General features: G+C 71.7%; 29 protein-coding genes and 1 pseudogene. 19 read left to right on the top strand and 11 right to left on the bottom strand.

The features are described from left to right. Nucleotides 1–390: pseudogene (locus C5H89_RS08255) on the bottom strand (hypothetical protein); the annotation flags it as partial. 52 nt (nt 391–442) lie between these two features. On the opposite strand from C5H89_RS08255, the gene C5H89_RS08250 reads away from it, so the two are divergent. From C5H89_RS08250 to C5H89_RS08235, 4 genes are all read left to right on the top strand, one after another. Beyond that, a complete protein-coding gene (locus tag C5H89_RS08250; RefSeq protein WP_104106529.1) occupies nt 443–1243 on the top strand; it encodes an ABC transporter ATP-binding protein in 801 nt (266 codons plus the stop codon). A 75-nt stretch (nt 1244–1318) separates the two neighbouring features. Further along, nucleotides 1319–1780: an NfeD family protein gene (locus tag C5H89_RS08245; protein ID WP_104106528.1), complete on the top strand. Its 462-nt coding sequence runs from the start codon at nt 1319–1321 to the stop codon at nt 1778–1780. A gap of 31 nt (nt 1781–1811) precedes the next feature. Beyond that, nucleotides 1812–2900 carry an SPFH domain-containing protein gene (locus C5H89_RS08240; RefSeq protein WP_104106527.1) on the top strand — a complete coding sequence of 363 codons (1089 nt, stop codon included), beginning with the start codon at nt 1812–1814 and terminating at the stop codon, nt 2898–2900. Further along, the gene (locus tag C5H89_RS08235; protein ID WP_104106845.1) at nt 2900–3661 is read left to right on the top strand and encodes a sulfite exporter TauE/SafE family protein; all 762 of its coding nucleotides are present in this window, start codon (nt 2900–2902) and stop codon (nt 3659–3661) included. The genes C5H89_RS08240 and C5H89_RS08235 overlap by 1 nt, the downstream gene beginning before the upstream one ends. 27 nt (nt 3662–3688) lie before the next feature. On the opposite strand, the gene C5H89_RS08230 is transcribed toward C5H89_RS08235, so the two are convergent. Next, nucleotides 3689–4648 (bottom strand): alpha/beta hydrolase, encoded by a 960-nt coding sequence (locus C5H89_RS08230; protein ID WP_104106526.1) that lies wholly within the window; start codon nt 4646–4648, stop codon nt 3689–3691. 158 nt (nt 4649–4806) lie between these two features. Between C5H89_RS08230 and C5H89_RS08225 the strand changes: the two genes are divergently transcribed. Beyond that, the gene (locus C5H89_RS08225) at nt 4807–5904 is read left to right on the top strand and encodes an LLM class flavin-dependent oxidoreductase (protein WP_104106525.1); all 1098 of its coding nucleotides are present in this window, start codon (nt 4807–4809) and stop codon (nt 5902–5904) included. Continuing rightward, nucleotides 5901–6518: an FMN reductase gene (locus C5H89_RS08220; RefSeq protein ID WP_104106524.1), complete on the top strand. Its 618-nt coding sequence runs from the start codon at nt 5901–5903 to the stop codon at nt 6516–6518. Before C5H89_RS08225 ends, C5H89_RS08220 begins: the two co-directional genes overlap by 4 nt. A gap of 20 nt (nt 6519–6538) precedes the next feature. Here C5H89_RS08220 and C5H89_RS08215 read toward each other — a convergent pair whose 3' ends face one another. Continuing rightward, the gene (locus C5H89_RS08215) at nt 6539–7060 is read right to left on the bottom strand and encodes a YbhB/YbcL family Raf kinase inhibitor-like protein (RefSeq protein WP_104106523.1); all 522 of its coding nucleotides are present in this window, start codon (nt 7058–7060) and stop codon (nt 6539–6541) included. Nucleotides 7061–7111: 51 nt separating this feature from the next. On the opposite strand from C5H89_RS08215, the gene cobA reads away from it, so the two are divergent. Together cobA and C5H89_RS08205 are read left to right on the top strand one after the other, a co-directional pair. Further along, on the top strand, nt 7112–8341 hold the full coding sequence (cobA, locus tag C5H89_RS08210) for a uroporphyrinogen-III C-methyltransferase (RefSeq protein ID WP_104106522.1): 1230 nt from the start codon (nt 7112–7114) through the stop codon (nt 8339–8341). Between the two features lie 5 nt (nt 8342–8346). Then, a complete protein-coding gene (locus C5H89_RS08205; protein ID WP_104106521.1) occupies nt 8347–9165 on the top strand; it encodes an RNA methyltransferase in 819 nt (272 codons plus the stop codon). 22 nt (nt 9166–9187) lie between these two features. Here C5H89_RS08205 and C5H89_RS08200 read toward each other — a convergent pair whose 3' ends face one another. Together C5H89_RS08200 and def are read right to left on the bottom strand one after the other, a co-directional pair. Continuing rightward, nucleotides 9188–10528, bottom strand: coding sequence for an HTTM domain-containing protein (locus C5H89_RS08200; protein WP_162799285.1), 1341 nt, complete (start codon nt 10526–10528; stop codon nt 9188–9190). A 62-nt stretch (nt 10529–10590) separates the two neighbouring features. After that, nucleotides 10591–11190 carry a peptide deformylase gene (def, locus tag C5H89_RS08195; protein WP_104106519.1) on the bottom strand — a complete coding sequence of 200 codons (600 nt, stop codon included), beginning with the start codon at nt 11188–11190 and terminating at the stop codon, nt 10591–10593. Nucleotides 11191–11277: 87 nt separating this feature from the next. Between def and C5H89_RS08190 the strand changes: the two genes are divergently transcribed. Together C5H89_RS08190 and C5H89_RS08185 are read left to right on the top strand one after the other, a co-directional pair. Then, nucleotides 11278–12630, top strand: a complete 1353-nt coding sequence (locus C5H89_RS08190; protein ID WP_104106518.1) for an acyl-CoA dehydrogenase family protein — start codon at nt 11278–11280, stop codon at nt 12628–12630. Between the two features lie 16 nt (nt 12631–12646). Continuing rightward, complete coding sequence (locus C5H89_RS08185) at nt 12647–13858, top strand: acyl-CoA dehydrogenase family protein (RefSeq protein WP_104106517.1); 1212 nt, start codon at nt 12647–12649, stop codon at nt 13856–13858. 60 nt (nt 13859–13918) lie between these two features. On the opposite strand, the gene C5H89_RS08180 is transcribed toward C5H89_RS08185, so the two are convergent. Next, nucleotides 13919–14206 (bottom strand): YiaA/YiaB family inner membrane protein, encoded by a 288-nt coding sequence (locus C5H89_RS08180; RefSeq protein WP_104106516.1) that lies wholly within the window; start codon nt 14204–14206, stop codon nt 13919–13921. A 127-nt stretch (nt 14207–14333) separates the two neighbouring features. Between C5H89_RS08180 and C5H89_RS08175 the strand changes: the two genes are divergently transcribed. After that, nucleotides 14334–14951 carry a hypothetical protein gene (locus tag C5H89_RS08175; protein WP_104106515.1) on the top strand — a complete coding sequence of 206 codons (618 nt, stop codon included), beginning with the start codon at nt 14334–14336 and terminating at the stop codon, nt 14949–14951. 27 nt (nt 14952–14978) lie between these two features. Continuing rightward, the gene (locus tag C5H89_RS08170; protein WP_205304927.1) at nt 14979–16436 is read left to right on the top strand and encodes a pyridoxal-dependent decarboxylase; all 1458 of its coding nucleotides are present in this window, start codon (nt 14979–14981) and stop codon (nt 16434–16436) included. Here C5H89_RS08170 and C5H89_RS08165 read toward each other — a convergent pair. After that, nucleotides 16405–17478 carry a galactokinase family protein gene (locus tag C5H89_RS08165; protein WP_240181767.1) on the bottom strand — a complete coding sequence of 358 codons (1074 nt, stop codon included), beginning with the start codon at nt 17476–17478 and terminating at the stop codon, nt 16405–16407. The two genes, C5H89_RS08170 and C5H89_RS08165, sit on opposite strands and share 32 nt — an antisense overlap. Before the next feature lie 46 nt (nt 17479–17524). Here C5H89_RS08165 and C5H89_RS08160 point away from each other — a divergent pair, with 46 nt between their 5' ends. Genes C5H89_RS08160 through C5H89_RS08150 form a run of 3 tightly spaced genes read left to right on the top strand, consistent with a single transcriptional unit; the run spans nt 17525 to nt 20219 of the window. Further along, nucleotides 17525–18961, top strand: coding sequence for a GuaB1 family IMP dehydrogenase-related protein (locus tag C5H89_RS08160; RefSeq protein WP_205304926.1), 1437 nt, complete (start codon nt 17525–17527; stop codon nt 18959–18961). Beyond that, nucleotides 18958–19521, top strand: a complete 564-nt coding sequence (locus C5H89_RS08155; protein WP_104106511.1) for a nucleosidase — start codon at nt 18958–18960, stop codon at nt 19519–19521. Before C5H89_RS08160 ends, C5H89_RS08155 begins: the two co-directional genes overlap by 4 nt. Before the next feature lie 11 nt (nt 19522–19532). Then, nucleotides 19533–20219 (top strand): sulfotransferase, encoded by a 687-nt coding sequence (locus C5H89_RS08150; protein ID WP_162799284.1) that lies wholly within the window; start codon nt 19533–19535, stop codon nt 20217–20219. An 18-nt stretch (nt 20220–20237) separates the two neighbouring features. Here C5H89_RS08150 and C5H89_RS08145 read toward each other — a convergent pair whose 3' ends face one another. Beyond that, nucleotides 20238–20813 (bottom strand): LysR substrate-binding domain-containing protein, encoded by a 576-nt coding sequence (locus C5H89_RS08145; protein WP_104106509.1) that lies wholly within the window; start codon nt 20811–20813, stop codon nt 20238–20240. Between the two features lie 146 nt (nt 20814–20959). Here C5H89_RS08145 and C5H89_RS08140 point away from each other — a divergent pair, with 146 nt between their 5' ends. The 4 genes from C5H89_RS08140 to C5H89_RS08125 are packed head-to-tail and all read left to right on the top strand — an operon-like array spanning nt 20960 to nt 24459. Further along, the gene (locus tag C5H89_RS08140; RefSeq protein WP_104106508.1) at nt 20960–21883 is read left to right on the top strand and encodes an ABC transporter ATP-binding protein; all 924 of its coding nucleotides are present in this window, start codon (nt 20960–20962) and stop codon (nt 21881–21883) included. Next, nucleotides 21867–22778: an ABC transporter permease subunit gene (locus C5H89_RS08135; protein WP_205304925.1), complete on the top strand. Its 912-nt coding sequence runs from the start codon at nt 21867–21869 to the stop codon at nt 22776–22778. Before C5H89_RS08140 ends, C5H89_RS08135 begins: the two co-directional genes overlap by 17 nt. Continuing rightward, the gene (locus C5H89_RS08130) at nt 22775–23722 is read left to right on the top strand and encodes an ABC transporter ATP-binding protein (protein ID WP_104106507.1); all 948 of its coding nucleotides are present in this window, start codon (nt 22775–22777) and stop codon (nt 23720–23722) included. Before C5H89_RS08135 ends, C5H89_RS08130 begins: the two co-directional genes overlap by 4 nt. Beyond that, complete coding sequence (locus C5H89_RS08125) at nt 23719–24459, top strand: ABC transporter permease subunit (RefSeq protein ID WP_104106506.1); 741 nt, start codon at nt 23719–23721, stop codon at nt 24457–24459. The genes C5H89_RS08130 and C5H89_RS08125 overlap by 4 nt, the downstream gene beginning before the upstream one ends. Before the next feature lie 3 nt (nt 24460–24462). Here the strand turns inward: C5H89_RS08125 and C5H89_RS08120 are convergent, their stop codons facing one another. From C5H89_RS08120 to C5H89_RS08110, 3 genes are all read right to left on the bottom strand, one after another. Continuing rightward, a complete protein-coding gene (locus tag C5H89_RS08120) occupies nt 24463–25053 on the bottom strand; it encodes a class I SAM-dependent methyltransferase (RefSeq protein WP_104106505.1) in 591 nt (196 codons plus the stop codon). Then, nucleotides 25050–25439, bottom strand: a complete 390-nt coding sequence (locus C5H89_RS08115; protein WP_104106504.1) for a hypothetical protein — start codon at nt 25437–25439, stop codon at nt 25050–25052. Before C5H89_RS08115 ends, C5H89_RS08120 begins: the two co-directional genes overlap by 4 nt. 391 nt (nt 25440–25830) lie before the next feature. Then, nucleotides 25831–26301 (bottom strand): PPOX class F420-dependent oxidoreductase, encoded by a 471-nt coding sequence (locus C5H89_RS08110; protein WP_104106503.1) that lies wholly within the window; start codon nt 26299–26301, stop codon nt 25831–25833. Between the last annotated feature and the right edge of the window lie 42 nt (nt 26302–26343).

Genomic DNA, 26343 nt, shown 5'->3' with positions numbered 1-26343 from the left:
GCCGCGCCGGCGCGCCGGCCCCAGCACCCAGGTCACTCCGCGTCCCACGCGACGGGGGACGGCCCCGAGCCCGGCCTCGGGGGACACCACGGCCTGACCCGCCTCGATCGCCTCGGCGTTGAAGTCCACCGGGCCGCCCAGACCCAGCGGGTCCCCCTCGATCGGCAGGGCGAGCCCGAGGGAACCGGCACCGGCCCGCCGCAGGGCCAGCAGGAGGTCGAGCAGGCCCGCGGGTGACTGCTCCGTGGCCGTGGTGCCGCCGAGCAGCACGGTGTGGACGTCCTGCGGACCCACCACCTCGTCGAGGACGAGGTCGGTCACGACGGCACCACGCAGCCAGGCGGTGCCCCACCAGGCGAGAGCCGCGGCCTCGGGCAGAGAACTGTTCACGCTCGGTGAGGCTACCCACGGGGGCGGATGAGGCCCTGGATAGGGTGAGGGCATGAGCGCCGTGCTGGAGTTCGCCGACGTCACCGTGCGCCGAGGCCGGACCACCTTGCTGGAGGAGGTGTCCTGGTCTGTCGACGACGACGAGCGCTGGGTGGTGCTGGGCCCGAACGGCGCCGGGAAGACCAGCCTGCTGCAGGTTGCGGCCGCTCAGATCCATCCCACCGCCGGTGTGGTGGGGATCCTGGACGAGGTGCTGGGCACCGTGGACGTCTTCGAGCTGCGGCCGCGGATCGGGCTGACCAGCGCCGCGATCGCCGACCGGATACCCCGCGACGAGCTGGTCCGCGACGTCGTGGTCTCCGCGTCGTACGGCGTGGTGGGCCGCTGGCGTGAGTCCTACGACGAGCTGGACCACGACCGGGCCGCCGGCCTGCTCGCCGAGGTCGGCGCCGAGCACCTGGCGATGCGCACCTTCGGCACCCTCAGCGAGGGTGAGCGGAAGCGGGTCCAGATCGCCCGGGCCCTGATGACGGACCCAGAGCTGCTGCTGCTCGACGAGCCGGCCGCGGGTCTCGACCTCGGTGGCCGCGAGGACCTGGTCTCCACCCTCTCCAGCCTGGCCATGGATCCGGACTCCCCGGCGACGGTGCTGGTCTCCCACCACGTCGAGGAGATCCCGCCCGGTTTCACCCACGCCCTGATGCTCCGTCAGGGCCGGGTGGTGGCCCAGGGTCCGCTGGACCGCGTGGTGACCGAGGAGGCGCTCTCGGAGACCTTCGGGATGCCGTTGTCTCTCACGGTCGCCGACGGCCGCTACGCCGCGCGGCGTCGACCGGCGCGCCGCGTGCTCTGACCCGCACCCGGCACAACCTCTCGGCAGAGCGCGACCTGCGGCGTCTGTCACACCCCTTCGGGATAGGCTCCGGGCATGGAATGGTTCCGTGACCACGCGTGGGAGACCTGGCTGGGCATCGCCGTGGTCCTGGGCGTGGCCGAGATGTTCAGCCTGGACCTGGTGCTGGCCATGTTGGCAGCCGGCGCCCTGGTCGGCATGGTCGCGGCCGCGCTGGACCTCCACGTCGCCGTCCAGGTGATCGCCGCTGCCGCCGCCTCCCTGGCCGCGTTGACATTGGCCCGGCCCTCCATGGTCAAGCGTCTGCACTCCGGCCCGGAGCTGCAGCTGGGCCACGGCAAGCTGGTCGGCAAGCAGGCACTCGTGACCGAGGAGATCTCGGGGCTCGCGGTCGGACGGATCAAGCTGGCCGGTGAGATCTGGACCGCCCAGCCCTACGACGACACCGCCACCATCCCCGCGGGCGAGACGGTCGAGGTGCTGGAGATCCGCGGCGCCACCGCCGTCGTGTACCCCGTCGCGCGACTCGAGCCCTGATTCACCCATCCACCATCAGTTAGGAGGCGCAGTGGAGGCATTCCTCGTCCTGCTGGCGCTGTTGTTGATCTTCGTCATCGTCGTGATGGCCAAGACGTTGCGCATCGTCCCGCAGGCCCGTGCCGGGATCGTCGAACGGTTCGGCAAGTACAAGCAGTCGCTCCCGGCCGGACTCAACATCGTGGTCCCGTTCATCGACCGGGTCCGCTACCTGATCGACCTCCGGGAGCAGGTGGTGAGCTTCCCGCCGCAGCCGGTGATCACCGAGGACAACCTCGTCGTCTCCATCGACACCGTCATCTACTTCCAGGTCACCGACCCGGTGGCGGCCACCTACGAGATCGCCAACTACATCCAGGCCATCGAGCAGCTGACCATGACCACGCTGCGCAACATCGTGGGTGGCATGGACCTGGAGGAGACGCTCACCAGCCGCGACTCGATCAACACCGGTCTGCGAGGCGTGCTCGACGAGGCGACCGGACGCTGGGGGATCCGGGTGAACCGGGTCGAGCTCAAGGGCATCGACCCGCCGCCCTCCATCAAGGACTCGATGGAGAAGCAGATGCGTGCCGACCGCGACAAGCGTGCGGCCATCCTGACCGCGGAGGGGCAGCGACAGTCGGCCATCCTCACCGCCGAGGGCTCCAAGCAGGCCGCGATCCTCTCCGCCGAGGGCGACCGGGAGTCGCAGATCCTGCGGGCCCAGGCCGACCGGGAGGCGCAGATCCTTCGCGCCCAGGGTGAGGGCCAGGCCATCCAGACGGTCTTCCAGGCCATCCACGACGGCCGGCCGGACCAGTCGCTGCTGGCCTACCAGTATCTCCAGATGATGCCCAAGATCGCCGAGGGCGACGCCAACAAGGTGTGGATCGTGCCGTCCGAGATCGGCAAGGCCCTCGAAGGGCTGGGGTCGACCATGACCGACATGGCCGGCATCCCGCGCGACGCCACCCCCACCAAGCGGGTGGACATGGGGCCCTCCGAGCCGCAGCTGCCGCGCTCGTCGGCCGAGATGGGCCAGTCCTCGGCCAGCAAGGCCGTCGAGGAGGCCATCGCCGAGGCGAAGCAGGTCTCGCAGGTGCCGGAGAGCACTGGAGGGGACACGCCAGCCCCGTGATGCTCTGGGAAGCGGCCGTCGTCTTGCTGGCGGGCGTGGGCGCCGGAGCCATCAACGCGATCGTGGGGTCGGGAACGCTCATCACGTTCCCGACCCTGCTGGCGTTCGGAGTGCCCCCGGTGACCGCGAACGTCTCCAACACCATCGGCCTGGTGCCCGGTTCGCTCGCCGGTGCCCTGGGCTACCGCGCCGAGCTGTCGGGACAACGTGCCCGGGTCGCTCGGCTGGCTGTTGCCTCGGTGCTGGGTGGCACCGTGGGGGCCACCCTGCTGCTGGTGCTGCCCGCGTCGGCCTTCGAGTCGATCGTGCCGGTGCTGATCCTGCTGGGGGTCGTCCTGGTCGTCGCCGGCCCTCGGATCTCTGCTGCCGTGGCGCGACGTCACGCCCATCTCGGCGGACTGCCCGAGCAGGGTGCGGTCTGGGTCTGGCCCGCTGTGGCGGCCACGGGGGTGTACGGCGGCTACTTCGGGGCCGCCCAGGGCGTGCTGCTGATGGCGGTCATGGGGATCGGCATCCCGGAGACCCTGCAACGGCTCAACGGCGTGAAGAACGTGCTGGCAGCCCTGGTCAACGGAGTCGCCGGCCTCATCTTCGTCGTGGTGGCCGACGTGGACTGGCAGGTGGTGCTCCTGATCGCCACCGGCTCGGTGATCGGCGGGCTGCTGGGAGCCAAGGTGGGGCGCCGGCTCCCCGACAAGGCGCTCCGGCTGGCGATCGTGGCCGTGGGGCTCACCGCCCTGGTCTTCTTCGTGGCGCGCTGAGCTGATCGGCGCCGATCATCGGCCTCCTCAGGCCTCCACGAACGCGGCGAGCCACCGGTCCAGGGTCGAGTAGACCTCCCGGCGCACCTCGGCACGGGAGAGCACCACGTCGTGGATGGCGCCCACCAGTGCCACGCTCGTGACGTGGCGGCCCAGCGACGGCGCCCAGCGACGGATCTGCTCCACGTCGAGGACGATGTCGCTGCTGGTCACCTCCTCGCTCATCTCCTGAGGCTGGGCGGAGCGGGCCGAGGAGAGCACCAGCGTCGGACAGCTCAGGTCGAGGCCCCGGTGCAGAGCGGCATGCCCGGCGCGGATGGCGGAGATCCAGCCGGCTCGCATCGGCCAGGACTCGACGGGCTTCCAGGCAAGGTCGTAGTCCCACTCCCCACCGAGCTCGGAGTGCAGCGACTCGCCGTAGAAGCCACGCACCGTGCGAGGGATGACCTGCCGGGGGGCCATCGCGGCGACCTGCTGCAGCACCGTGGTCCCCACCGTGCGCAGCCACCACGGGCCCTGCAGCTCGAACCAGGGGGAGTTGAGCACCAGTCCGGAGAGCGGGGATCGTCTCTCGTCGGCCCAGAGCGGCAGGGTGAGTCCGCCCGTGGAGTGCGCGCTGCCCACCACTGCCTCGTGGCCGTCGCGCTCGGTGATCCGACGCCACGCCTCGTCGATCTCGGGGAAGTAGTCGTGCAGGTCGGTGACGTAGTTCGGGGTCTGGTGCGGGCGGATGGACCGGCCGTACTTGCGCAGGTCGAGGGCGTAGAAGGTGTAGCCCCGCTCCGTCCACCACTCGGCGTACTCGGTGTGGAAGAAGTAGTCGGCGAAGCCGTGGACGTGCAGCACGGCGCAGTTGGTGGGCCCGTGGGTCGGTCGCCGGACCAGGGTCGCGACGACCGCTCCCTCCTCGTCGCCCGGGAGCTGGATGGTCTCCGCCGTGTACGGCGCTCCGAGCACGACGTCGGTTGCGGACTCGTCGATGGGCATGACCTGGATTCTCGCAGTCTCCCGGTCGGGCGCACGCAGGTGTGGGGGAGTAGCCCGACCTGGATCGCGGCCTGAGGGGCACGAGGTCCCTCGAGGAATAGGACGCCGTACGCGCGGGTTCTGCGTGTAGTTGTGCCTTCAACCAAAGGGGAGCGGTCATGCAGTTCGGGATCTTCACCGTCGGAGACGTCACCACCGATCCCACCACGGGACGCACTCCCACCGAGCACGAGCGGATCAAGGCCACCGTCGCCATCGCCCGCAAGGCCGAGGAGGTGGGCCTGGACGTGATGGCGTTCGGTCAGCACCACAACCCTCCCTTCGCGGCATCCTCACCCACCACGACTATGGCCTTCGTGGCGGCTCAGACCGAGCGGCTGATCCTGTCCACCTCGACCACCCTGATCACCACCACGGACCCGGTGCGGATCGCGGAGGACTACGCCCAGCTGCAGCACCTCGCGGACGGGCGGATGGACCTGATGCTGGGCCGTGGCAACACCGGCCCGGTGTACCCGTGGTTCGGTCGTGACATCCGCGACGGCATCGAGCTCGCCGTGGAGAACTACGCACTGCTGCACCGGTTGTGGCGCGAGGACGTGGTGAGCTGGCAGGGTAAGCACCGCACCCCGCTCCAGGGCTTCACCTCCACCCCGCGGCCGCTCGACGGTGTGCCGCCCTTCGTCTGGCACGGGTCGATCCGCAGTCCGGAGATCGCTGAGCAGGCGGCGTTCTACGGCGACGGGTTCTTCTCCAACCACATCTTCTGGCCCGCGTCCCACACCGCACAGATGATCCGGCTCTACCGTCGCCGGTTCGAGCACTACGGCCACGGCACCGCGGACCAGGCCATCGTCGGCCTGGGCGGCCAGGTGTTCATGCGCCGCAACAGCCAGGACGCGGTCAACGAGTTCCGGCCGTACTTCGACAACGCTCCGGTCTACGGTCACGGTCCCTCGCTGGAGGAGTTCAGCAGTGCCACGCCGCTGACCGTCGGGTCGCCGCAGCAGGTGATCGAACGGACGCTCAGCTTCCGGGAGTACGCCGGCGACTACCAGCGCCAGCTGTGGCTGATGGACCACGCCGGGCTGCCGCTCAAGACGGTGCTGGAGCAGCTGGACCTGCTCGGCGAGGAAGTGGTCCCGGTGCTGCGCAAGGAGTTCGCCGCACTGCGGCCCGCGCACGTACCCGAGGCCCCCACTCACGCGTCGCTGATGGCCGCCGCCCCGCCGCAGAGCACGGAGGTGTCGGCATGAGCCACCTCGTCGTCGTCACCGCCGGGCTCCAGGTGCCCTCCTCGACCCGCCTGCTGGCCGACCAGCTGAGGGACGCCACCGTACGGAGGCTCTCCGACGCCGGGGAGGCACCCCGGGTGAGCGTGATCGAGCTGCGCGCCCTGGCGCACGCCCTGGCCGACAACCTGCTGACGGGCTTCCCGTCGGGGGAGCTCGCCGACGCCGTGGCGCGGGTGCGCTCCGCCGACGCCCTGATCGCGGTCACGCCGGTCTTCTCGGCCTCGTTCTCCGGCCTCTTCAAGACCTTCTTCGACGTGCTCGAGCCGGAGATGCTGCTCGGCAAGCCGGTCCTGCTGGGAGCGACCGCAGGAACGGCTCGGCACTCGCTGGTGCTGGAGCACGCACTGCGTCCGCTGTTCTCCTACCTCCGGGCGATCACGGTGCCCACGGCGGTCTTCGCGGCGACCGAGGACTTCGGCGGCGACCCGGCCCTGTCCGCGCGAGTCGAGCGGGCCGCGGCCGAGCTCGTCGCGATGCTGGGCGCCGAGCTGCCTCGTCCGGCACCGCGCCTGCGCAGCGTCGAGGACGAGCTGGCCGACCCGACCCCGTTCTCGGAGCTGCTCTCACGCCCGTGACCGGGCCGGGTCAGGCCGGGTCAGCGCTGGTAGGTGCCGTGGATGATGGCCCGACCCAGCGTCTTGAAGGCGAGGTTGAAGCTCATCACCGCCGGGGTCGCGGTCTCGTCGATGCCCAGGCTCTCCTCCCCGACCGCGTGCACGACGAAGAAGTAGCGGTGGGGGTGGTCGCCCTCCGGCGGCGCGGCGCCGGTGAACCCCTGCTCCCCGGTGTCGTTGCGCAGGTGGAAGGCGTCGCCCGGGAGCGCGCCCGAGGCTGCCCCGCTCTGCAGGGAGGTCGTCGACGCCGGGATGTCGACCAGCGCCCAGTGCCAGAAGCCTGACGGGGTGGGGGCGTCGGGATCGAACGCGGTGACCACGAACGACCGGGTGCCCTCGGGGGCTCCCTCCCAGCTCAGCTGTGGAGAGGTGTTGCCCAGGTGGGCCACCTGGTCGTCGGAGAGTGGGGCGCCGTCGGTGACGTCGGCGCTGGTGACGGTGAAGCTCGGCACGGCAGGCAGGTAGTCGTACGGGTTCGGGGCGATCGGTCGCTCGATGCTCATGGGTCGGACTCTAGCGACGGGTCGGTCAGTGGGGACAGGGACAATGGTGCGGTGAAGGACTTCCCCCCGTATCCCACCGGTCTGCGCCTGGCCGGCCGACGAGTGGTCGTGGCGGGTGGCGGACACGTCGCCCAGCGCCGCGTTCCCTCCCTGCTCGCAGCCGGAGCCGACGTGCTGGTGGTCTCCCCCCAGGTGACGCCCGCGATCGAGGGGATGGCCGGCGAGATCACGCTCGAGCTGCGGCGATTCCGGCCCTCGGACCTCGACGGCGCCTGGTACGTCGTCGCCGCGACCAACGACCCGGAAGCCAATGAGCAGATCTCCGAGGCGGCGGAGGAACGCCGGATCTTCTGCGTCCGCAGTGATGACGCCACGGCCGCCACGGCCTGGACCCCGGCGGTCGGGCGCCACGGCTCGGTCACGGTGGCGGTTCTCGGCAACCGCGAGCCCCGCCAGTCGGCCTCCCTGCGGGACGACATCATCACCGCCCTGCGCGACGGCCAGCTCACGACGGCCGGTGCCCTGGACCGCACCCCTGGCGTGGTGCTGGTCGGAGGTGGGCCCGGCGACCCCGAGCTCGTGACCGTCGCGGCGCGGCACGCACTGGCCTCGGCGGACGTGGTGGTCGCAGACCGGTTGGCGCCGCGCGCGCTGCTCGGACAGCTCGGACCTCACGTCGAGCTCATCGACGTGGCCAAGCTGCCCCGCGGGCGCAGCGCTCTCCAGGAGCAGATCAACCAGCTCCTGATCGACCGGGCACGCCAGGGCAAGCGGGTGGTGCGCTTCAAGGGCGGGGACAACTTCGTGTTCGGCCGGGGGTACGAGGAGCTGCTCGCCTGCCGGGAGGCCGGGGTGCCGGTCACGGTGATCCCGGGGCTCTCCTCCTCCATCTCCGTCCCCGGCGTCTCCCAGATCCCCGTCACCCATCGGGGCGTGGCCCATGAGTTCACGGTGATCTCCGGGCACCTCCCGCCCGGACACCCCGACTCCCTGGTCGAGTGGTCGGCGGTGGCGCGGATGCGCGGCACCGTGGTGCTGCTGATGGCGGTGGAGAATGCGCCGGCCATCGCCGAGGAGCTGCTGCTGGGTGGCCGGAGGGCCGAGACCCCGGTCGCGGTGATCATGGAGGGCACGATGCCGGGCGAGCGCACCGTCCTGTCCACGCTGGGCGAGCTGGCCCAGGACCTGGCCAGCCACCAGGTACGTCCGCCGGCCATCATCGTCGTGGGAGACGTGGTCCGGGTCGCCCATCCGGAGCGTTACCGGGTGTTGGCAGACTGAGCCTCGTGGCCCAGCTGATCGAGATCTCCGACCCCGACGATCCCCGACTGGGCGACTACCGCGACCTCCGGGACGTGCAGCTGCGCAAGAGCCTGGAGGCCGACCACGGGCTGTTCATCGCCGAGGGGGAGAAGGTGGTACGCCGGGCGGTCGAGGCCGGCTTCGCCCCTCGCTCGTTCCTGATGGCGCCGCGCTGGCTCGACGGCCTCGCCGAGGTGCTGGCGACCACCGAGGCGCCCTGCTACGTGCTGAGCGAGGACCTGGCCGAGGAGGTCACCGGCTTCCACGTGCACCGGGGCGCGCTGGCCTCCCTGCACCGTCAGCCGCTGGCCCCGCTGGAGCAGGTGCTCTCCGGTGCGCGGTCCGTGCTGGTGCTCGAGGACGTGGTGGACCACACCAACGTCGGGGCCATCTTCCGGTCCGGAGCCGCACTGGGGTTCGACGCGGTGCTGCTGTCCCCGCGCTGCGCGGACCCGCTGTACCGCAGGTCGATCAAGGTCGCCATGGGCGCGGTCTTCACGATGCCGTGGACCCGCCTGCCCGACTGGGCCGAAGCCCTGCCGACCCTGACGGCGGCCGGCTTCACCACGGTGGCGCTGACCCTGGCGCCCGATGCGACGCCGATCGAGCAGGCGGTCGCCGACGTGGACCGGTTGGCCCTCGTGCTCGGCTCGGAGGGCCCGGGCCTGTCGACGCGGTGGCAGGCGAGCGCCGACCGCAGAGCCATCATCGAGATGCGTGAGGGCATCGACTCCCTCAACGTGGCCGCCGCGACGGCGGTGGCGTGCTACGTGGCCGCGCGCCGCCCGGGCGCGCACGGTTGAAGGCCCGAGTCGCTGGGCCCAGTCACAGGGCCGGGAGGAACACGTCCTGGCAGGTCGCCGGCGTGGTGCGGTGCACCGACCGCAGGGGCAGCCATCGCCACCACCAGGGGACGGGAGCCCCGAGGTCGCTGTCGCCCACCCGGTCCACCACCCCGGTCTCGGCGCCGCGTCGATAGCTGACCGAGGCGTCGGGGCGGTCCGCCAGGTAGGTCCGGAAGGTCGGCCAGGGCAGGAGGTAGTCCTCGCTCACGTAGCGGGCCAGCCCGGGGTCGTCGGTGGCCAGCACCCGCACCAGGTCCTGGTGTCCGGCGCGCAGCGGCCACGCGGGCACCAGGAGGTGGTTGGAGGTCCCGTCGACCACGACCAGGTTGGAGTACATGTTCCAGCCGTAGGCGGACTTGACCTCGAGGTACGGCGAGAGGCCGTTGGCGGCCACCAGGATCGCCAGCGCCACCCCGGCCGGGCCCACGCGCCACGAGAGGGCCGCGACACGTCCCGGTCCCACCAGGGCGAAGACCAGCAGTGCGACGTAGCCGGCCCACCACAGGAACGAGCCGGACTCGAGCCACGCCGCCGATCCTCGGCTCGCCGGCAGCACGCTGGCCGCGGTGGTGGTCACCCCCACCACGAGTACCGCGGCCCGCAGCCAGCTCCGGGCCCGACCCGCGCCGGCCCGGCCCCACCGGTTGATCCGCACGAACGTCGCGTCGTCGAGGAACAGCAGGAAGAGCGGCAGCAGGACCGCCGTGAAGTCGTAGAAGTGCTGTGCCGGGTCGAAGGAGAGCGCGGTGTGGAAGCCGACGGCCACCAGCACCCCGACTCGTCGGGTCGGTCGCAGCAGGAGCAGCACCGGCACCGAGAGCTCGATGGCGGCGGGGCCCCAGGCCGCGAGCAGTGCCGGCACCGAGCCGGAGTCGAGCGGCGGCAGTCCCACGGCGCCGATCGCCTGGTCGAGGTGGAAGACCCCGCAGCTGGTGACCGGGTCCAGGAAGCCGGTGTTGAGCTTGGCGAACGCGGCGAATGAGTAGAACACCAGCAGTCCCGTGCGGGCCGCGGGCTCGAACCGGTGCCAGGCGCCGCCGGTGAGCAGGTAGGCGAGGGCGAGGAGGGCCGCCAGCAGCCAGTGGTTGCCGAGCACCGGGGCCTCCGCCAGTGCGCTGAGCACCACCAGGAGCATCAGCACCAGGACGGCCGCGCGTCCGGGTCTCAGGATGACCCCGGTGGCCACCAGGCCGAGGAGGGCCAGCAGCACCCCGACCGGCTCGGCGGAGGGGATCAGGCCACCGTAGGCGGGGTTTCCCGCGAGGTGGGCCAGGGCCGCGACACCCCACAGGCGCGCGAACACCCTCTGTCGCAGATCCACGTGCCCCATGCTCGCGGCGAGGCGGCGCCCCCGCTGGGTATTGCGGAATCTGGGGAGGAGTCCTAGCCCGCGGAGGCTCCGGTGGCCGGCCACTCCAGCGGGTAGTCGGACGCGGCGGCCTGGTGGGCCTTGTTGAGCTTCTTCCGCTGGCGGTTGGCGAGGCGGTCCCCGAAGACCATCCCCAGGGTGTGGTCGGTCTCGTGCTGCAGGCACCTGGCCAGCAGTCCGTCGCCCTCGAACGACACCGGCTCACCGTCGAGCCCCACCCCGTCGACCCGGGCCCAGTCGGGCCGGGCGCACTCCACGAACGCGCCGGGGAACGAGAGGCATCCCTCGTCGTCCTCGTCGAGGTGCCGGTCCTTGAGGTCCGGCAGGGTGACGGCGGGGTTGCAGACCACGCCGACCGTGCGCACGCCGCGCTCGTCGGGGCAGTCGAAGACGAACATGGCGACGTCCTCACCGATCTGGCAGGCGGCCAGTCCCACACCGTCAGCGGCGTACATGGTGGCCACCATGTCGGCCGCGAGGGCCCGGAGGGCTGCGTCGAACTCGGTGACCCGCTGCTGGGGCCGGTGCATCACCGGCGTACCCCAGCGCGTGATCGGGCGGACGGTGCCCCCCTCGGGGAGGGGGCCGTAGGGCGCGCGGACGGTCTCTGCCATGCCACGATCCTACGGAGAGGCATGATGTGACCTGCATCACACACCGCACCGTGGCAGTTTGTGTAACTGCGAGTTACATTATGGCGCATGGCAACCATCACCGGCCTCACCTCCCGGGGCAAGCACGGGCTCGCCTCCTGGGAGACCCGCGCCCCCATCGGATATGCCGTCGCCGCGCTCAACCGGCTGGCCCAGAGCGACCTGCTGGACCGCGTCGGCCTTCGCCGGACGACCGAGCAGGCGGTCTACACCGCCACCCGCAACGGTTTCCAGGTCGCGGCCGCCGCGGGACGGACCTTCGCCCGTCGGGGCAAGAAGCAGGACGGCGTCCGGGTGGCGACCGCTCGCCCGGGGGAGGTCTTCGACCTCACCCCGACCGAGGACGAGCAGATGCTCGTCGACGTGGTGCGGGAGCTCGCCGCCGAGGTGCTGCGGCCGGCCGCCGGCGAGTCCAACGAGACCTGTGCCGCCCCCGAGGACGTGCTGAGGTCGAGCCTGGAGATCGGTCTGCCCACCCTGGGTGTCCCGGAGGCCCTCGGTGGGATCTTCGAGGAGCGCTCCGCGGTGGCGGGCGCGCTCGTGGCAGAGGCGCTGGCCCACGGAGACATGGGTCTCGCTGTCGCGACCCTGGCGCCGGGTGCGGTCGCCACCGCCATCTCGCTGTGGGGCGACGACGAGCAGCAGCAGACCTACCTGCCGGCCTTCACGGGCGACGACGTTCCCGCGGCGGCCCTCGCCCTCGCCGAGCCGACGGTGCTCTACGACGCCCTCGCCCCGGCGACCGCAGCCACGCCGACCCAGGACGGCTACACGCTGACGGGCTGCAAGTCGGCCGTGGTGCGCGGTGCCGAGGCCGAGCTCTTCGTCGTGGGCGCCATGCTCGAGGGCGCTCCCGCCCTCTTCCTGGTGGAGTCCACGGCAGCAGGGCTGCGCGTCGAGGCGGATCCCTCGATGGGAGTGCGGGCCGCTGGGCTGACGCGGCTCACCCTCGACGAGACCCCCGCCCAGCTGCTCGGCGAGGCCGACGGGTCGTCGTACACCGAGTGCCTGCGCCTGTCCCGGCTCGCCTGGTGCGCCCTGGCGGTCGGCACCGGACAGGCGGTGCTCGACTACGTCACCCCCTACGTGAAGGAGCGGGAGGCCTTCGGCGAACCGGTGGCGCACCGCCAGTCGGTGGCGTTCATGGTCGCCAACATCGCGATCGAGCTCCAGGCGATGCGTCTGGTCACCTGGAAGGCGGCGGCGCGAGCCGCGCAGGGCAAGGACTTCGCCCGGGAGGTGGCGCTGGCTCGACGCCTCTGCGCGGACAAGGGCATGCAGATCGGCCTCGACGGCGTCCAGCTGCTCGGGGGACACGGCTTCGTCAAGGAGCACCCCGTGGAGCGGTGGTACCGCGACCTCCGGGCCCTGGGCGTGATGGAAGGAGGCGTCCTCGTCTGAGGACGGGGCACACGACATGATCAATCTCGAGACGCCCAAGAAGCACCGCACTCTGGTCGACCAGGCACATCAGGTCGCGATGAACATGCTGCGGCCCATCTCCCGCAAGTACGACCGCGCCGAGCACTCCTACCCCAAGGAGCTCGACATGCTGGCCGCGATGATCGACGGCCTGTCGGAGTCCGGCACCGCCGAGGGCGCCGGGGCTGCCCCGGTGATCAAGGAGCGGAAGTCCGACGACGGCTCGGTGCGCAACGGCGCCAACATCGCCTCGATCCTCTCGGTCGCGGAGATGTGCTGGGGCGACACCGCCCTGCTGCTGAGCATGCCCCGCCAGGGGCTGGGCAACGCGGCGATCGCCTCGGTCGCCGACGCCGAGCAGCAGCAGCGCCTCAAGGGGACCTGGGCGGCGATGGCGATCACCGAACCCGGGATGGGCTCCGACTCCGCAGCGCTGACCACCACCGCCATCCTGGACGGGGACCACTACGTCATCAACGGCGAGAAGATCTTCGTCACCGCCGGGGAGCGAGCCGACGCCGTCGTGGTGTGGGCCTCGCTGGACAAGTCCCTGGGCCGGGCCGCCATCAAGTCCTTCGTGGTGGAGAAGGGCACGCCCGGCATGAAGGTGGAGCGGCTCGAGCACAAGCTCGGCATCCGCGCCTCCGACACCGCGGTGATCACCTTCACCGACTGTCGCGTTCCCGCGGAGAACCTGCTCGGCTCTCCGGACATCGACGTGAAGGCCGGGTTCGGGGGCGCCATGGCGACCTTCGACAACACTCGCCCCCTGGTGGCGGCGATGGCCATCGGGTGCGCCCGCGCGGCCCTGGACCTGACCCGGGACCTGTTGGAGCAGGCCGGGGTCGTCATCGACTACGACCGGCCCGCGCTGGTGCAGAGCGCCGCCGCGGCGAAGTTCCTCCAGATGGAGGCCGACCTCGAGGGTGCCCAGATGCTGGCGCTGCAGGCCGCCTGGATGGCGGACAACAAGAAGCCCAACTCGCTCGAGGCCTCGATGTCCAAGGCCAAGGCGGGCCGAGTGGGCTCCGACATCACTCTCTCCTGCGTCGAGCTCGCCGGCACGCTGGGCTACAGCGAGACCGAGCTGCTGGAGAAGTGGGGACGGGACTCCAAGATCCTCGACATCTTCGAGGGCACCCAGCAGATCCAGCAGCTCATCGTGGCCCGCCGCGTTCTCGGCCTCTCCAGCGCCGAGCTGAAGTAGCTCCGCACGCGTGGCGCTCGGCCGCTGGGCTGCACCAGCGGCCGGGCGACCTGGGGCCGCTCAGGCGACGGCGTTGAACGGGTCGTGGTCGGCCAGGATCTTCTCCACCCGAGCCTGGTCGAGACGACTCACCACGCTCTGGGTCTCCTGTGCGTCCCGCACGCACTTGGCGAGCGTGAAGCAGGAGGTCGTGAGGAAGACGGTGCCCATGCCGAGGAAGGCGCGGACCCAGGGATCGACCGGCAGGTAGAGGATGCCGACGATCATCGTCAGGAGGGCGACTCCGAAGGAGATGCCGGCCTGAAGGAAGAAGGCGTTGGTGTTGCGGGCAGTGGATGGATTGCTCATGCCGCCAAGACTCTCCCGGTGGCTCGGGCCCGGGATCCGGGCGGCTACGCAATCCGGAGTGAGTACGCAGGCCCAGTGATGGGGGTGCCGCTCGCCAGGGGCGGCGGGAACTGGTCGGATGGGGCGCATGAAGATCTATGCCGACACCGCCGGACGTCGTACTCGTCAGCTGGTCGGGGACCTGCTCGTCCTCGGATGGTTCCTCACCTGGGTATGGGTCGGCATGGCCGTCCACGACGGCACCATGGCGCTGGCCGAGCCTGGCCGCCAGACCGCCGAGTCCGCCTCCGGGATCGCCTCGGGGCTCCGGGACGCCGGCGGTCGGCTCGACGACATCCCCTTGGTCGGGGACGAGGTGGCGGACCCGTTCGACCGGGCCGCGGCCGCCTCGGACGACCTGGCCGGCGCCGGGAGGTCCACCGTCAGCGCCGTGGAGCGGCTGGCCTTCTGGCTGGGCCTGTCCCTCGCCGCGATCCCCATCCTGGTGGTCGCCGCGTTCTACCTGCCGCTGCGCTGGCGCTTCGTCCGGGAGGCCACCGCGGGGGCTCGCTTCATCGACTCCGGCTACGACCTCGACCTCTTCGCGCTCCGGGCCCTGGCGCGTCAGCCGATGCACGTGCTGGGCAGGATCAGCGACGACCCGGCGGGCGCCTGGCGACGCAACGAGCCGGAGGTGGTACGCCGGCTCGCCGAGCTGGAGCTGCGGGACACAGGTCTGCGTCCCCCCCAGCGCACCGCCCCCTGATCGGGAGCTGCGTCTAGGTTGGCACCCATGTCCGGCGCACACATGACCCCCGAGGAGTTCCGGCAGCAGGGCCACGCGGTGATCGACTGGATCGCGGACTACTGGGACCGGCTGGACGACCTGCCGGTGCGATCCCAGGTGGCGCCGGGCCAGATCGCCGCGCTGCTCCCGGACCGGGCGCCGGAGGACCCCGAGCCTTTCGGCGCGCTGCTGGCCGACCTTGACCGGGTGGTCCTGCCCGGGATCACGCACTGGCAGCACCCACGGTTCTTCGCCTACTTCCCGGCCAACAGCTCTCCCGCGGCGGTCCTCGGTGACCTCATCTCCTCGGGGCTGGGCGCCCAGGGGATGCTCTGGGCCACCAGCCCGGCCCTGACCGAGGTCGAGCAGGTGGTGCTGGACTGGCTCGCTCGCGCGTTGGGACTGCCGGAGGAGTTCTGCTCGAGCGGACCGGGAGGTGGCGTCATCCAGGACACCGCGTCCACCGCCACCTTCACCGCCCTGATCTGCGCCCTGCACCGAGTCACCGGCGGCCGGGCCCGTGCTGAGGGGGTGACGAGCGACCTGCGCGTCTATGCCTCCAGCCAGGCTCACTCCTCCCTGGACAAGGCAGTGATCATGAGCGGGCTGGGGGAGCAGGCGCTCCGCGTCGTCCCGGTCGATCCGCGCACCCAGGCGATGGACGTCGCCGCGTTCCGCGAGGCCGTGGAGTCCGACGTCGCTGCCGGGCTGCGGCCGGTGCTCGTGCAGGCCGCAGCCGGCACCACCTCGACCGGTGCCCTCGACGACGTCGCTGCCATCGGGGTGGTGGCCCGCGAGCACGGCCTGTGGCTGCACGTCGATGCCGCCTGGGCCGGCGTGGCCGCGGTGTGTCCCGAGCACCGGGACGCCACCGCGGGAGTGGCCGAGCATGCGGACTCCTTCGTCACGAACCCTCACAAGTGGCTGCTCACCACCTTCGACTGCAGCGCCTTCTGGGTGCGCGACCGCACCCAGCTGCTGGGGGCGCTGTCGCTGCTTCCTGAATACCTGCGCAACCCCGCGACCGACTCCGGGGCGGTGGTCGACCTGCGCGACTGGCACCCCCAGCTGGGGCGACGCTTCCGCGCGGTCAAGCTCTGGGCCGTGCTGCGCACCTACGGCATCACCGGGCTGCAGCAGCACATCCGCTCCGGCGTGGAGCTCGCCCGGCGGTTCGCTGACCGGGTGAGCGCCGACGAACGGTTCGAGCTGGTCACCGAACCCGTGCTGGGACTGGTGGTGTTCCGGCTGCGGGCCGGCGACGAGGCGACCCTGGCCGTGATGGAGTCCCTCAACGAGGGCGGCATCGCCTACCTGAGCCACACCCGGGTTGCGGGACTCGCCGCGATGCGCCTGGCCGTCGGCGGCTGGCGCACCACGCAGCAGGACGTCGACCGCACCTGGGCGGCGATCGCGGCACTGACCGACGACGTCACAGCCGGGTCGCCGGCGCCGACGCCGTAGCCAGCAGCGCGGCGGGCTGCGGCCAGCCACGTGCGGCGTACGCCGAAGAGATCTCGGTCAGCACGGTGTCCCGCATCCCGACGGGGGACAGCACGATCGCACAGCCGCCGAACCCGCCGCCGGTCATCCGGGCGCCCAGCGCGCCGTGGGCCAAGGCGGTGTCGACCACCGCGTCGAGCTCGGCGCAGGAGACCTCGAAGTCGTGGCGCAGGCTCTCGTGCGAGGCGGTCATCAGGGCGCCGACCCGGGGCCAGTCGCCACCGTGGAGGGCGGCCACCAAGGCGGAGACCCGGGCGTTCTCCGAGACCACGTGGCGGCGCCTGCGGCGGTGCAGCGGGGAGAGCTCGTCGGCCTCCGCAGCCAGCGCCTCCTCGCTCTCCCGGCGCCGGTCCGCATAGCCCCCGGCCGCGTGCTCGTGCCGGGTGCGGGTGTCCACGACCAGCAGCTCCAGACCGGCTCGCCCGGGCTCCCAGGGCACCTGCTGCCTGGCGGCGGAGGCGAAGTCCAGGAGCAAGGCGTGGCCCGCAGCGCCGAGCAGGGCGACGGTCTGGTCCAGACCTCCCGTGGGGGCGCCGACCTCCTCGGACTCGGCCCGGACGCAGGGCGCCACCAGCTCCTCCACCGGCGCCGAGGAGGTGGCGAGGGCCACCGCGCAGATCAGCGCTGCGGAGCTGGAGAGGCCCGCCCCCACCGGGACGGTGCTGTCCACCAGGACCTCCAGACCGCCGCGATGACCGGTGGCGCGCAGGGCGCCCAGGATGTAGGAGGCCCAGCCCTCCGGGCGCTCGGCCAGGGTGCCGTGCCACTCTCCGCCCCAGGTGCTGACCAGGCGCACCGCCGTGTCGTCGCGGCCACGGACGGCTGCCCAGGTGGCGTGCGGGAGCGCGATCGGCAGGCAGAGCCCGCCGTGGTAGTCGGTGTGCTCGCCGATCAGGTTCACCCGGCCGGGCGCCTTGGCCATGGCCTCTGGCAGGTGGCCGAATGCGGCGACGAAGGCCCCGCGCACGTGGGCGGTTAGGTCCTCGCCGGGGATCAGCTGCACGGGCATCAGCCTAGGAGGTGCCCGAGCTCCGGGTAGGTTGCAGGCTGTGCGATTCCTCAACGACCAGTACCCGGCACAGGACCTCACCTACGACGACGTCTTCATGGTACCGCGACACTCCGACGTCGCGAGCAGGTACGACGTGGACCTCGCCACCGCAGACGGCACGGGCGCCACCCTGCCCCTGGTGGTCTCGAACATGACGGCCATCGCGGGCCGGCGGATGGCGGAGACGGTGGCCCGCCGCGGCGGGCTGACCGTGTTCCCGCAGGACATCCCGATCCCCGTGGTCTCGGAGGTGGTCGGCTGGGTCAAGGCTCGGCACCACGTCTTCGACACCCCCATCGAGCTCGCCCCCCACCAGACCGTGGGGGAGGCGCTCTCCTTGATCCCCAAGCGCGCCCACCGGGCCGCGGTGGTGCTCCAGGGCCGCCGCCCCGTGGGCCTGGTGGCGGAGTCCGACTGCGCCGAGGTCGACCGCTTCGCCCAGGTCAAGGACGTGATGAGCACCGACCTGGTGCTGATCGCGGCCAGCACCGACCCGCGCACCGCGTTCGAGCGTCTCGACGCCGCGCGTGCCCCGCTCGCGGTCGCCGTGGACGAGGCGGGCGAGCTGGTCGGGGTGCTGACCCGGCAGGGCGCGCTGCGCGCCACGCTCTACAGCCCGGCGCAGGACGGGTCCGGCGGACTGCTGGTCGCCGCCGCCGTGGGCATCGGCACCGACGTGGTCTCCCGTGCCAAGGAGCTGCTGGCGGCCGGCGTCGACTGCCTCGTGCTCGACACCGCGCACGGGCACCAGGAGCGGATGCTGGAGGCGCTGCGCTCGGTGCGCGCGCTCGACCCTGGTGTGCCGCTGGTGGCCGGCAACGTGGTCTCGGCCGCGGGCACCGAGGACCTCGTCCAGGCCGGCGCCGACATCGTTAAGGTAGGCGTCGGGCCCGGCGCGATGTGCACGACCAGGATGATGACCGGGGTCGGCCGGCCCCAGTTCTCCGCGGTGCTCGAGTGCGCCGCAGCAGCGCGCGCCAAGGGCAAGCACGTCTGGGCCGACGGCGGGATCCGCCATCCCCGCGACGTGGCCCTGGCACTGGCGGCCGGCGCGTCCGCCGCCATGGTCGGCTCCTGGTTCGCCGGCACGCACGAGTCCCCCGGGGACCTGATGCAGGACGCGGAGGGACGGGCCTACAAGCAGTCGTTCGGCATGGCCTCCGCGCGGGCGGTGGCCAACCGGACCGCGGGGGAGTCGGCGTACGACCGGGCCCGCAAGGGGCTGTACGAGGAAGGGATCTCGTCCTCGCGGATGTACCTCGATCCCGCCAGGCCGGGCGTGGAGGACCTGATCGACGAGATCTGCAGCGGCGTCCGCTCCGCCTGCACCTATGCCGGCGCGCGCTCGGTGGAGGAGCTGCACGAACGCGCCGTGGTGGGGATCCAGTCCGCCGCGGGGTTCCACGAGGGTCGTCCGCTGACGAGCAGCTGGTGAGCCGGCAGCGATTGCTGGTCGTCGCGGCCACGGCCGCGGAGGCGGCGTACGTGCCGCCGGACCTGCCGCTGGTCATCACCGGTCTGGGGAAGACCGCCGCGGCGGCCGGCACGGCGCGGGCGCTCGCGCAGATGGTCGACCTCAGCGACCTGACGGTGGTCAACGTGGGCACTGCGGGGGCCCTGCGCGACGACCTGTCCGGTCTCTTCGAGCCGGGCGTGGTCCTCAACCACGACATCAGCGCCGCCGCGGTCCGGGCGCTGGGCTACGACCCCCAGGAGTGTCTGGTCGTGGGGGCGGGCGAGATGGTGCTGGCCACCGGCGACGTCTTCGTCAATGACCCGGTCGTGCGCGCGGACCTGGCCCGACGCGCCCACCTGGTCGACATGGAGGGCTATGCCGTCGCCTGGACGGCGGCCCAGTTCGGGGTCCCGGCCAGGTTGGTCAAGCACGTGTCCGACAACGCCGACTCCTCGGCGAACGACTGGCCGGCCATGGTCGAGGCGAGCGCCCGTGAGCTCGGGCGATGGCTGGACCAGCTGCTCCGCGACGAAGGCTAGAATCTCCTCCCGTGCGGTGGACGAGGCGTGGGGTCGCGGGTGACGAGCTGGAGTTCGTCTTCGTGATGACCTACGGACGCTCCGGGTCCACGCTGCTGATGGGGCTGCTCAACTCCATCCCGGGCTACCTCATCCGCGGGGAGAACCGGCACGCCCTGCGGCACCTCTACGAGTTCCACCGCAGCGGGCTGGTGGAGCGGGCTCGGGTCAACCCGCAGAACGCGCGGGAGTCGACACACCCCTGGTTCGGCATCCATGGCTTCGACGAGGAGGCCTCCCTGCGCGACATCCGTCGGCTGGTGCTCGAGACCCTGCTGCGGCCGCAGCGCCGCACGAGGGTGGCGGGGTTCAAGGAGATCCGCTGGTACGACACCGACCTCGCGAACTACGTCGACTTCCTGCGGCAGGTGTTCCCCGGCGCTCGCTTCGTGGTCAACACCCGGAACCTCCCCGACGTCGCGGCCAGCGCCTTCTGGCGCCACAAGGACGACGCCCTGGGTCGTCTGGAGGTCATCGAGGAGCGGATGCTGGCCGTGGCCGACGACCTCGGCGAGGCGGCGTACCGGGTGCACTACGACGACTACCAGGACGACCCGGGCGCGCTACGAGGACTCTTCGAGTGGCTCGGGGAGCCCTTCGACGAGGAGAGCATCCGCAAGACCCTGGCGGTGCGGCACTCGGTCACGGCACGTTCCTGAGGCGACTCCCAGCTCAGGTCACTCCCGCGAGCTGCGGGCGGTGCGGCCGCGGACCACGCCCACGAAGGCCTGGGTGCGGTCGTCGTCGGCGTCCTTGAGCCATACCAGGCCGATGCGGGTCGTGGGCAGGTCGGTGACGACCTTGTGGACCACGTCCTTGCGGTGGTGCAGCCGCGCCACGGACAGGGGCACGACGACCACGCCGGTGCCACTGGCAGCCACCTCGATGGCGTCCCGGGCGCTCATCGGGGGGAAGTCGAGCTGGGGGGAGGAGGCCGAGACCTCGGCCGGGACGCCCAGCACGAACTGCTCGTCTGCCAGGTCGGCCACCGAGATCTCGTCGTAGACCGACAGCGGGTGCTCCAACCCCACCACGACGACGGGCAGCTCCTCGTAGAGCGGGATGCAGAACAGGTCGTCGCCCTCGACAGGCAGCCGGGCCAGCACCATGTCAGCCCGTCCCTGGTCGAGCACCGAGCGCTGCTCGGACTCTTCGATCGGGAGCAGCTCCAGGGACTCCGAACGGCGGTCCCGCCAGGCCCGAGCCCACTTGTCGGGAGTCGCGCCGGGGGTGAAGGCGATACGCAGGGTCACGGACCAAGCCTCGCACGACGCGGCAGCGCGCCGACCCCAGGGCGAGGCGAAGGTGGCCGCGGACGTTGCCGCGGCGCCGTTGCGGCTCCGGCACCAGGAGGTCAGACTGTCCTGGCGGGCACGAGCCCCGGAGGTGGGAGCGGCGGATGACGTTGATCAGCGCGGATCGACTCACCAAGCGGTACGGCGCGGTCACGGCCGTCGAGGACCTGAGCGTCGACATCGTTCCCGGCATCGTGGGCCTGGTCGGCGCCAACGGTGCCGGCAAGTCCACGCTGCTCAAGATGCTCCTCGGCCTGGCGGAGCCGACCTCGGGATCGGCTGCGGTCCTCGGCCTCGACGTCGCGACCGAGCCGATGGCCATCCGGGAGCGCGTTGGCTACATGCCCGAGCACGACTGCCTGCCACCGGACGTCTCGGCGACCGAGTTCGTCGTGCACATGGGCCGGATGTCCGGGCTGCCCACCACCGCGGCCCGCGAGCGCGCAGCGGACACGCTGCGGCACGTCGGCCTCTACGAGGAGCGCTACCGCCCGATGGGCGGCTACTCCACCGGGATGCGGCAGCGCGTCAAGCTTGCCCAGGCGCTGGTCCACGACCCCGACCTGGTGATGTTGGACGAGCCGACCAACGGGCTGGACCCAGCGGGACGGGAGGAGATGCTCGGTCTGATCCGGCGGGTGGGCACCGAGTTCGGCATCTCGGTCCTGGTGACCTCCCACCTGCTGGGCGAGCTGGAACGCGTGTGCGACACCGTGGTGGTCATCGACGGCGGCCGTCTGCTGCGCTACTCGAGCACGGCTGACATCACCACCACCACCGGCGTGCTGCTGGTCGAGGTGGACGGCGACCCGGGGCCCCTGGCCGACCTGCTCCGTGCCGGTGGCACCGAGGTGGGGCGCGACGGCCGCCTGCTCCAGGTGAGGCTGGACGACGAGGCGGTGTTGGACCGGATCAGGGACGCCGCCGTCGAGCTGGGGTGCGGGCTCGTGCGGCTGGAGCCCGGGCGGCACCGGATGGCGGAGATGTTCACCGGCCCGGAGGAGGTGAGCGGTGGTCCCGAGCGCTGATGCCGGCTCGCCCGCCGGGGACGGCGGTGAGCACACCGGCGTCATCCACGACATCGGCTACCGGCACTACGACGGCCCGAGGCTGGGGGAGCGCTACGTCCAGCGATCCCTCTTCCTCGACAGCCTGCGCGGCGCCTACGGCCTGGGCAGGTCCGCGAGGTCCAAGGTGATGCCGATGCTGCTGCTCGCGGTGATGTGCCTCCCGGCGGTGGTCATGGTGGTGGTCACCAGCATGATCCGTGCCGACGAGCTGCCGGTGACCTACCGCGAGTACCCGTTCGAGTTCCAGGTCGTGGTGGCCATCTTCGTCGCCGGCCAGGCACCGGTGCTGGTCTCCCGCGACCTGCGCTTCCGGGTGGTCCCGCTGTACTTCGCCCGACCACTGGGACGCGCGGCGTACGTGCAGGCGAAGCTCGCCGCCATGGTGGCCGCCGTCCTGGTGCTGCTCGTCGTCCCGGTGACGATCCTGTTCGTCGGCGCCCTGCTGCTCAAGCAGCCGCTTGCCGACGAGCTGCCCGACTTCCTCGTGGCTCTGGTGGTCTGCCTGGGCTACGCGGTGCTGCTCTCCGGGCTGGCCCTGCTCATCGCAGCGCTCACTCCACGGCGGGGACTCGGGGTCGCCGCGGTGATCACGGTGCTGCTGGTGCTCTCCGGCGTGCAGTCCGCCATCCGGGGCATCGCCACCGAGTACGACGAGCCGGCGCTGGCCGACTACTCGGGGCTGATCTCGCCGCCGGCGCTGGTCGACGAGCTGGCGGGCGCGGTGATCGACGGCTCCGGGAGCTGGTCCATCGGTCTGACCGGCACGCTGGTCTACGCCGCCGTGGCTGTGACCCTGGTGCTGGGCGCCTACCTCGCACTGCTGCTGCGCTACCGCCGGGTGCCGACCTCATGACCGCGCTGGTGCTCGACCAGGTGTCGCGCTGGTTCGGCAACGTGGTCGCGGTCAACGACGTCACCATGCGGATCGGGCCCGGCGTGACGGGGCTGCTGGGACCCAACGGCGCCGGCAAGTCCACCCTGATCCACATGATGGGCGGGTTCCTGGCGCCGTCGTCGGGATCGGTGACGCTGGGGGACGTGCCCGTGTGGCGCAACGAGCAGATCTATCGCGACCTGGGGCTGGTGCCCGAGCGCGAGGACATGTACGACGTGCTGACGGGGTGGGAGTTCGTGCTCGCCAACGCCCAGCTGCACAAGCTTCCCGACCCCGACGGTGCCGCCCGGCGGGCGCTGGAGACGGTCGAGATGACACCGGCGCAGGACCGGGAGATGCGCACCTACTCCAAGGGGATGAAGCAGCGGGTCAAGATGGCCACGGCGATGGTGCACGATCCGGCCGTGCTGCTGCTCGACGAGCCGTTCAACGGCATGGACCCCCGTCAGCGGCTCCAGCTCATGGAGCTGCTGGACCGGCTGGGGGACGAGGGGCGCACAGTGCTGTTCAGCTCCCACATCCTGGAGGAGGTCGAGCAGATCGCGGGACGCATCGAGGTGATGGTCTCCGGGCGGCACGCGGCGTCCGGCGACTTCCGGGAGATCCGACGGCTGATGACGCAACGGCCCCACCAGTACACGATCCGCTCCGACTCCGACCGGGTGCTGGCCTCGGCACTGATGACGCAGCCCAGCGTGTCCGGGGTGGAGCTGTCCCGTGACGGCGCCGCTGCCGGGGGCACCGGTCAGGGCGGGGCGCAGCTGGCGGTGCAGGTCACCGACCACGCTGCCTTCGTGCACGCGTTGCCGGAGCTGGCCGCGGCACAGGGAGTGCGACTGCTGGAGGTCCGTCCCTCCGACGAGTCCCTGGAGAGCGTCTTCTCCTACCTGGTGGAGCGATGAACCGGGTCGTCGCCAGGCTCACCGCCCGCACGCTGCTGGGGCGCCGGCGCGCTCTCCTCCTGGTGCTGCTGCCGGGGGTGCTGCTGGCCCTGTGCGTGTTCGCGCGGGTCTTCGCCTCGCTCGACGACGACGCCTCCGCCCGCGCCGGGATCGTCGAAGGCGTGGTGGCCGGCTTCGGGATGGCCGTGCTGCTGCCGCTGCTGGGACTGATCACCGGCACCGGCGCGATCGGCTCCGAGATCGACGACGGCTCGATCGTCTACCTGCTGTCCAAGCCGTTGAGCCGCTTCACGATCATCCTCACCAAGCTGGCGGTCGCGGTCGCGGTCGTCACCGTGCTGGGGGCGTTGCCGGTGCTGGTGGGAGCCGTGGTGGTCACCGGTGAGCTGGGGCGGGTCGCGCTCGCCTTCGGCGTCGGCAGCCTGGCGGGGGGCGTGGCCTACTGCGCCCTGTTCCTGATGCTCTCGGTGGTGACTCGCAACGCGGTGGTGCTCGGACTCGTCTACGCCCTGGTCTGGGAGTCCCTGGTGGGGCAGATCGTGCCTGGCGCCCAGTCACTGAGCATCCTGCAGTGGGCGCTGGCGGTCACCGAGTCCGTGCTGGGCGACGAGGCGACCCGGCTCGGCATCGAGTCGGCCGTGGACCTGTCGACCGCCGTGGTGCTGCTCCTCGTCGTGGTGGTGGGAGGTACCTGGTACGCCACCCGGCGGCTGCGGACCATCCGGTTGGGGGAGTGAGGCTCAGGGCACCCGCAGCACCGTGACGGCGAAACCCGAGTCGGCGGTGAACGGCTCGAGGTCCCAGGTGGCGAACCGGTGCTCGACGGTGAGCCCTACCGCTGCCGCGTCGCGGTCGAGCCGGTCGTAGGGGTAGATGTCGGGCTCCCGGCGGAACCCCAGGACGATGCGGCCACCGGGCCGCACGTGGTCCCGCAACCGGGCGAGCACGGCCGGCTCGGTGCCCGGGGTGAGGAACACCATCACGTTGCCCGCGGAGACCACCAGGTCGAACGGCTCCTCCTCCAGGTCCAGCTCCGCGAGGTCCGTCACGTGGTACGTCGGCCCGGGGTGGTCAGCCTTGGCGGCCTCGATGAGCACGGGGTCGATGTCCACGCCCACCACGTGGTGCCCCCGGCGGTGCAGGGCGCCCGCGATGCGGCCCGGGCCGCAGCCGGCGTCCAGGATCCGGGAGCCGCGCGGGACCATGGCGTCCACCAGCCTGGCCTCCCCCTCGAGGTCGGCGCCCTCGGCGGCCATGGTGCGGAAGCGTTCGACGTACCACTGGGAGTGGCCCTCGTCGGCGTGGGTGAACCAGCGCGGTTGGTCGGTCATGCCCCCATCCTCGCCCAGTAGGCCGCGGTCGCGTCGTCCGGGGAGTCTGCTCGGGGGAGCCTCTCGGCGGCGCCCGGCTCGGACTCGGCCCGCCGGACCCATCCGACGAGCGCCTGGGGGCCGTCCGCGCGTCGCATTAGCGCCACGGCCTCGGGCCATCGGGCCAGGCCGTAGGGGTCCACCAGGCGGCTCGCGCCGTTGCTGAGCAGGGCCGCCCCACGCAGCTGGTGCACCGGCGCGCTCCCGGTGACGGCCTCGGACGCGGCGTGTGGATCCTCCTTGGCGACCCAGTAGCCACCTGGCTGGTTGCGCCGCTGCCGCATCCCCGCGCCCGCCGCCCGGCGGGCGTGCTCGTACTCGGGCGTGCCTGGGCTCAGGCGGTCCATGAGCGTCGTGCACTCGGCGCGGACGTCGACCTCTCAGACGCAGGGCCGCGACCGTGGCCTGGGGACTGTTGGGGTGGGCGAGGTCGCACGAGTCGCGATGCTGTCTGGCGACGTGCTCGATCGCGGCGGCGAGAGCCTCGGCGAGGGTGGGGGAGTCGTGCGACGCCAGCTGCCCGAGCAGGGTGCCCCCGAGCAGCTGGGCGTACCAGGCCACGCCGTGCCGGCAGAGATGCTGAGAACCCGGGATGCCGGCGCCATCGACCAGCACGGCGGCGCCGGGGACCGCCCCGACGAAGTCCTCGTTCTCCCGGCCCACGTGGCCGGCGCTGGTGGCCATCGTGATCCGCATCGCGCGGGTCTCCAGTGTCCGGTCGTGGCCCCGGAGTGCGGCTCAGGCCGACGACGCGGGGAAGCCGCCGGTGGCCACGGGACCCCACCTGGTGGGCGTGATGCGCAGCAGCGACTTGCCCTGGTCCAGCATGGCCTGACGGTACTCCGCCCAGTCGGAGTGCTCCCCGGCGATGTTGCGGAAGTACTCGACGAAGGCGTCCAGGGCCTCCTCGCCGGCCGTGGCGTCGAGGACCTCGCAGGTGCCGGAGACCTGCACCCACGGGCCGTTCCACTCGTCCGAGACGACCACGACGTCGACCTGGGGGCGCCGTCGTGCGTTGCGGGTCTTGGCGCGCTCGGGATAGCTGGAGATCACCAGGCGGCCGGCGTCGTCCACGCCGCCGGTCACCGGCGAGGCCTGCGGGGTCCCGTCCGCGCGCTGCGTGATCAGCAGCATCCGGTGCCGAGGACGGACGAACTCGAGCAGCCCGTCGAGGTCGACGCGGTTGTTGGTGGCGATCGTGCGTGCCATGGGGTGCTCCGTTCACAAACGATCTGGATGGGGCCGGTCGGC

The sequence above is a fragment of the Nocardioides sp. 616 genome, assembly GCF_002930065.1.
GTDB classification, from domain to species: domain Bacteria; phylum Actinomycetota; class Actinomycetes; order Propionibacteriales; family Nocardioidaceae; genus Nocardioides; species Nocardioides houyundeii.
Note: the sequence above shows the minus strand (reverse complement) of the source record. Positions and strands in the feature narration are given on the sequence as shown.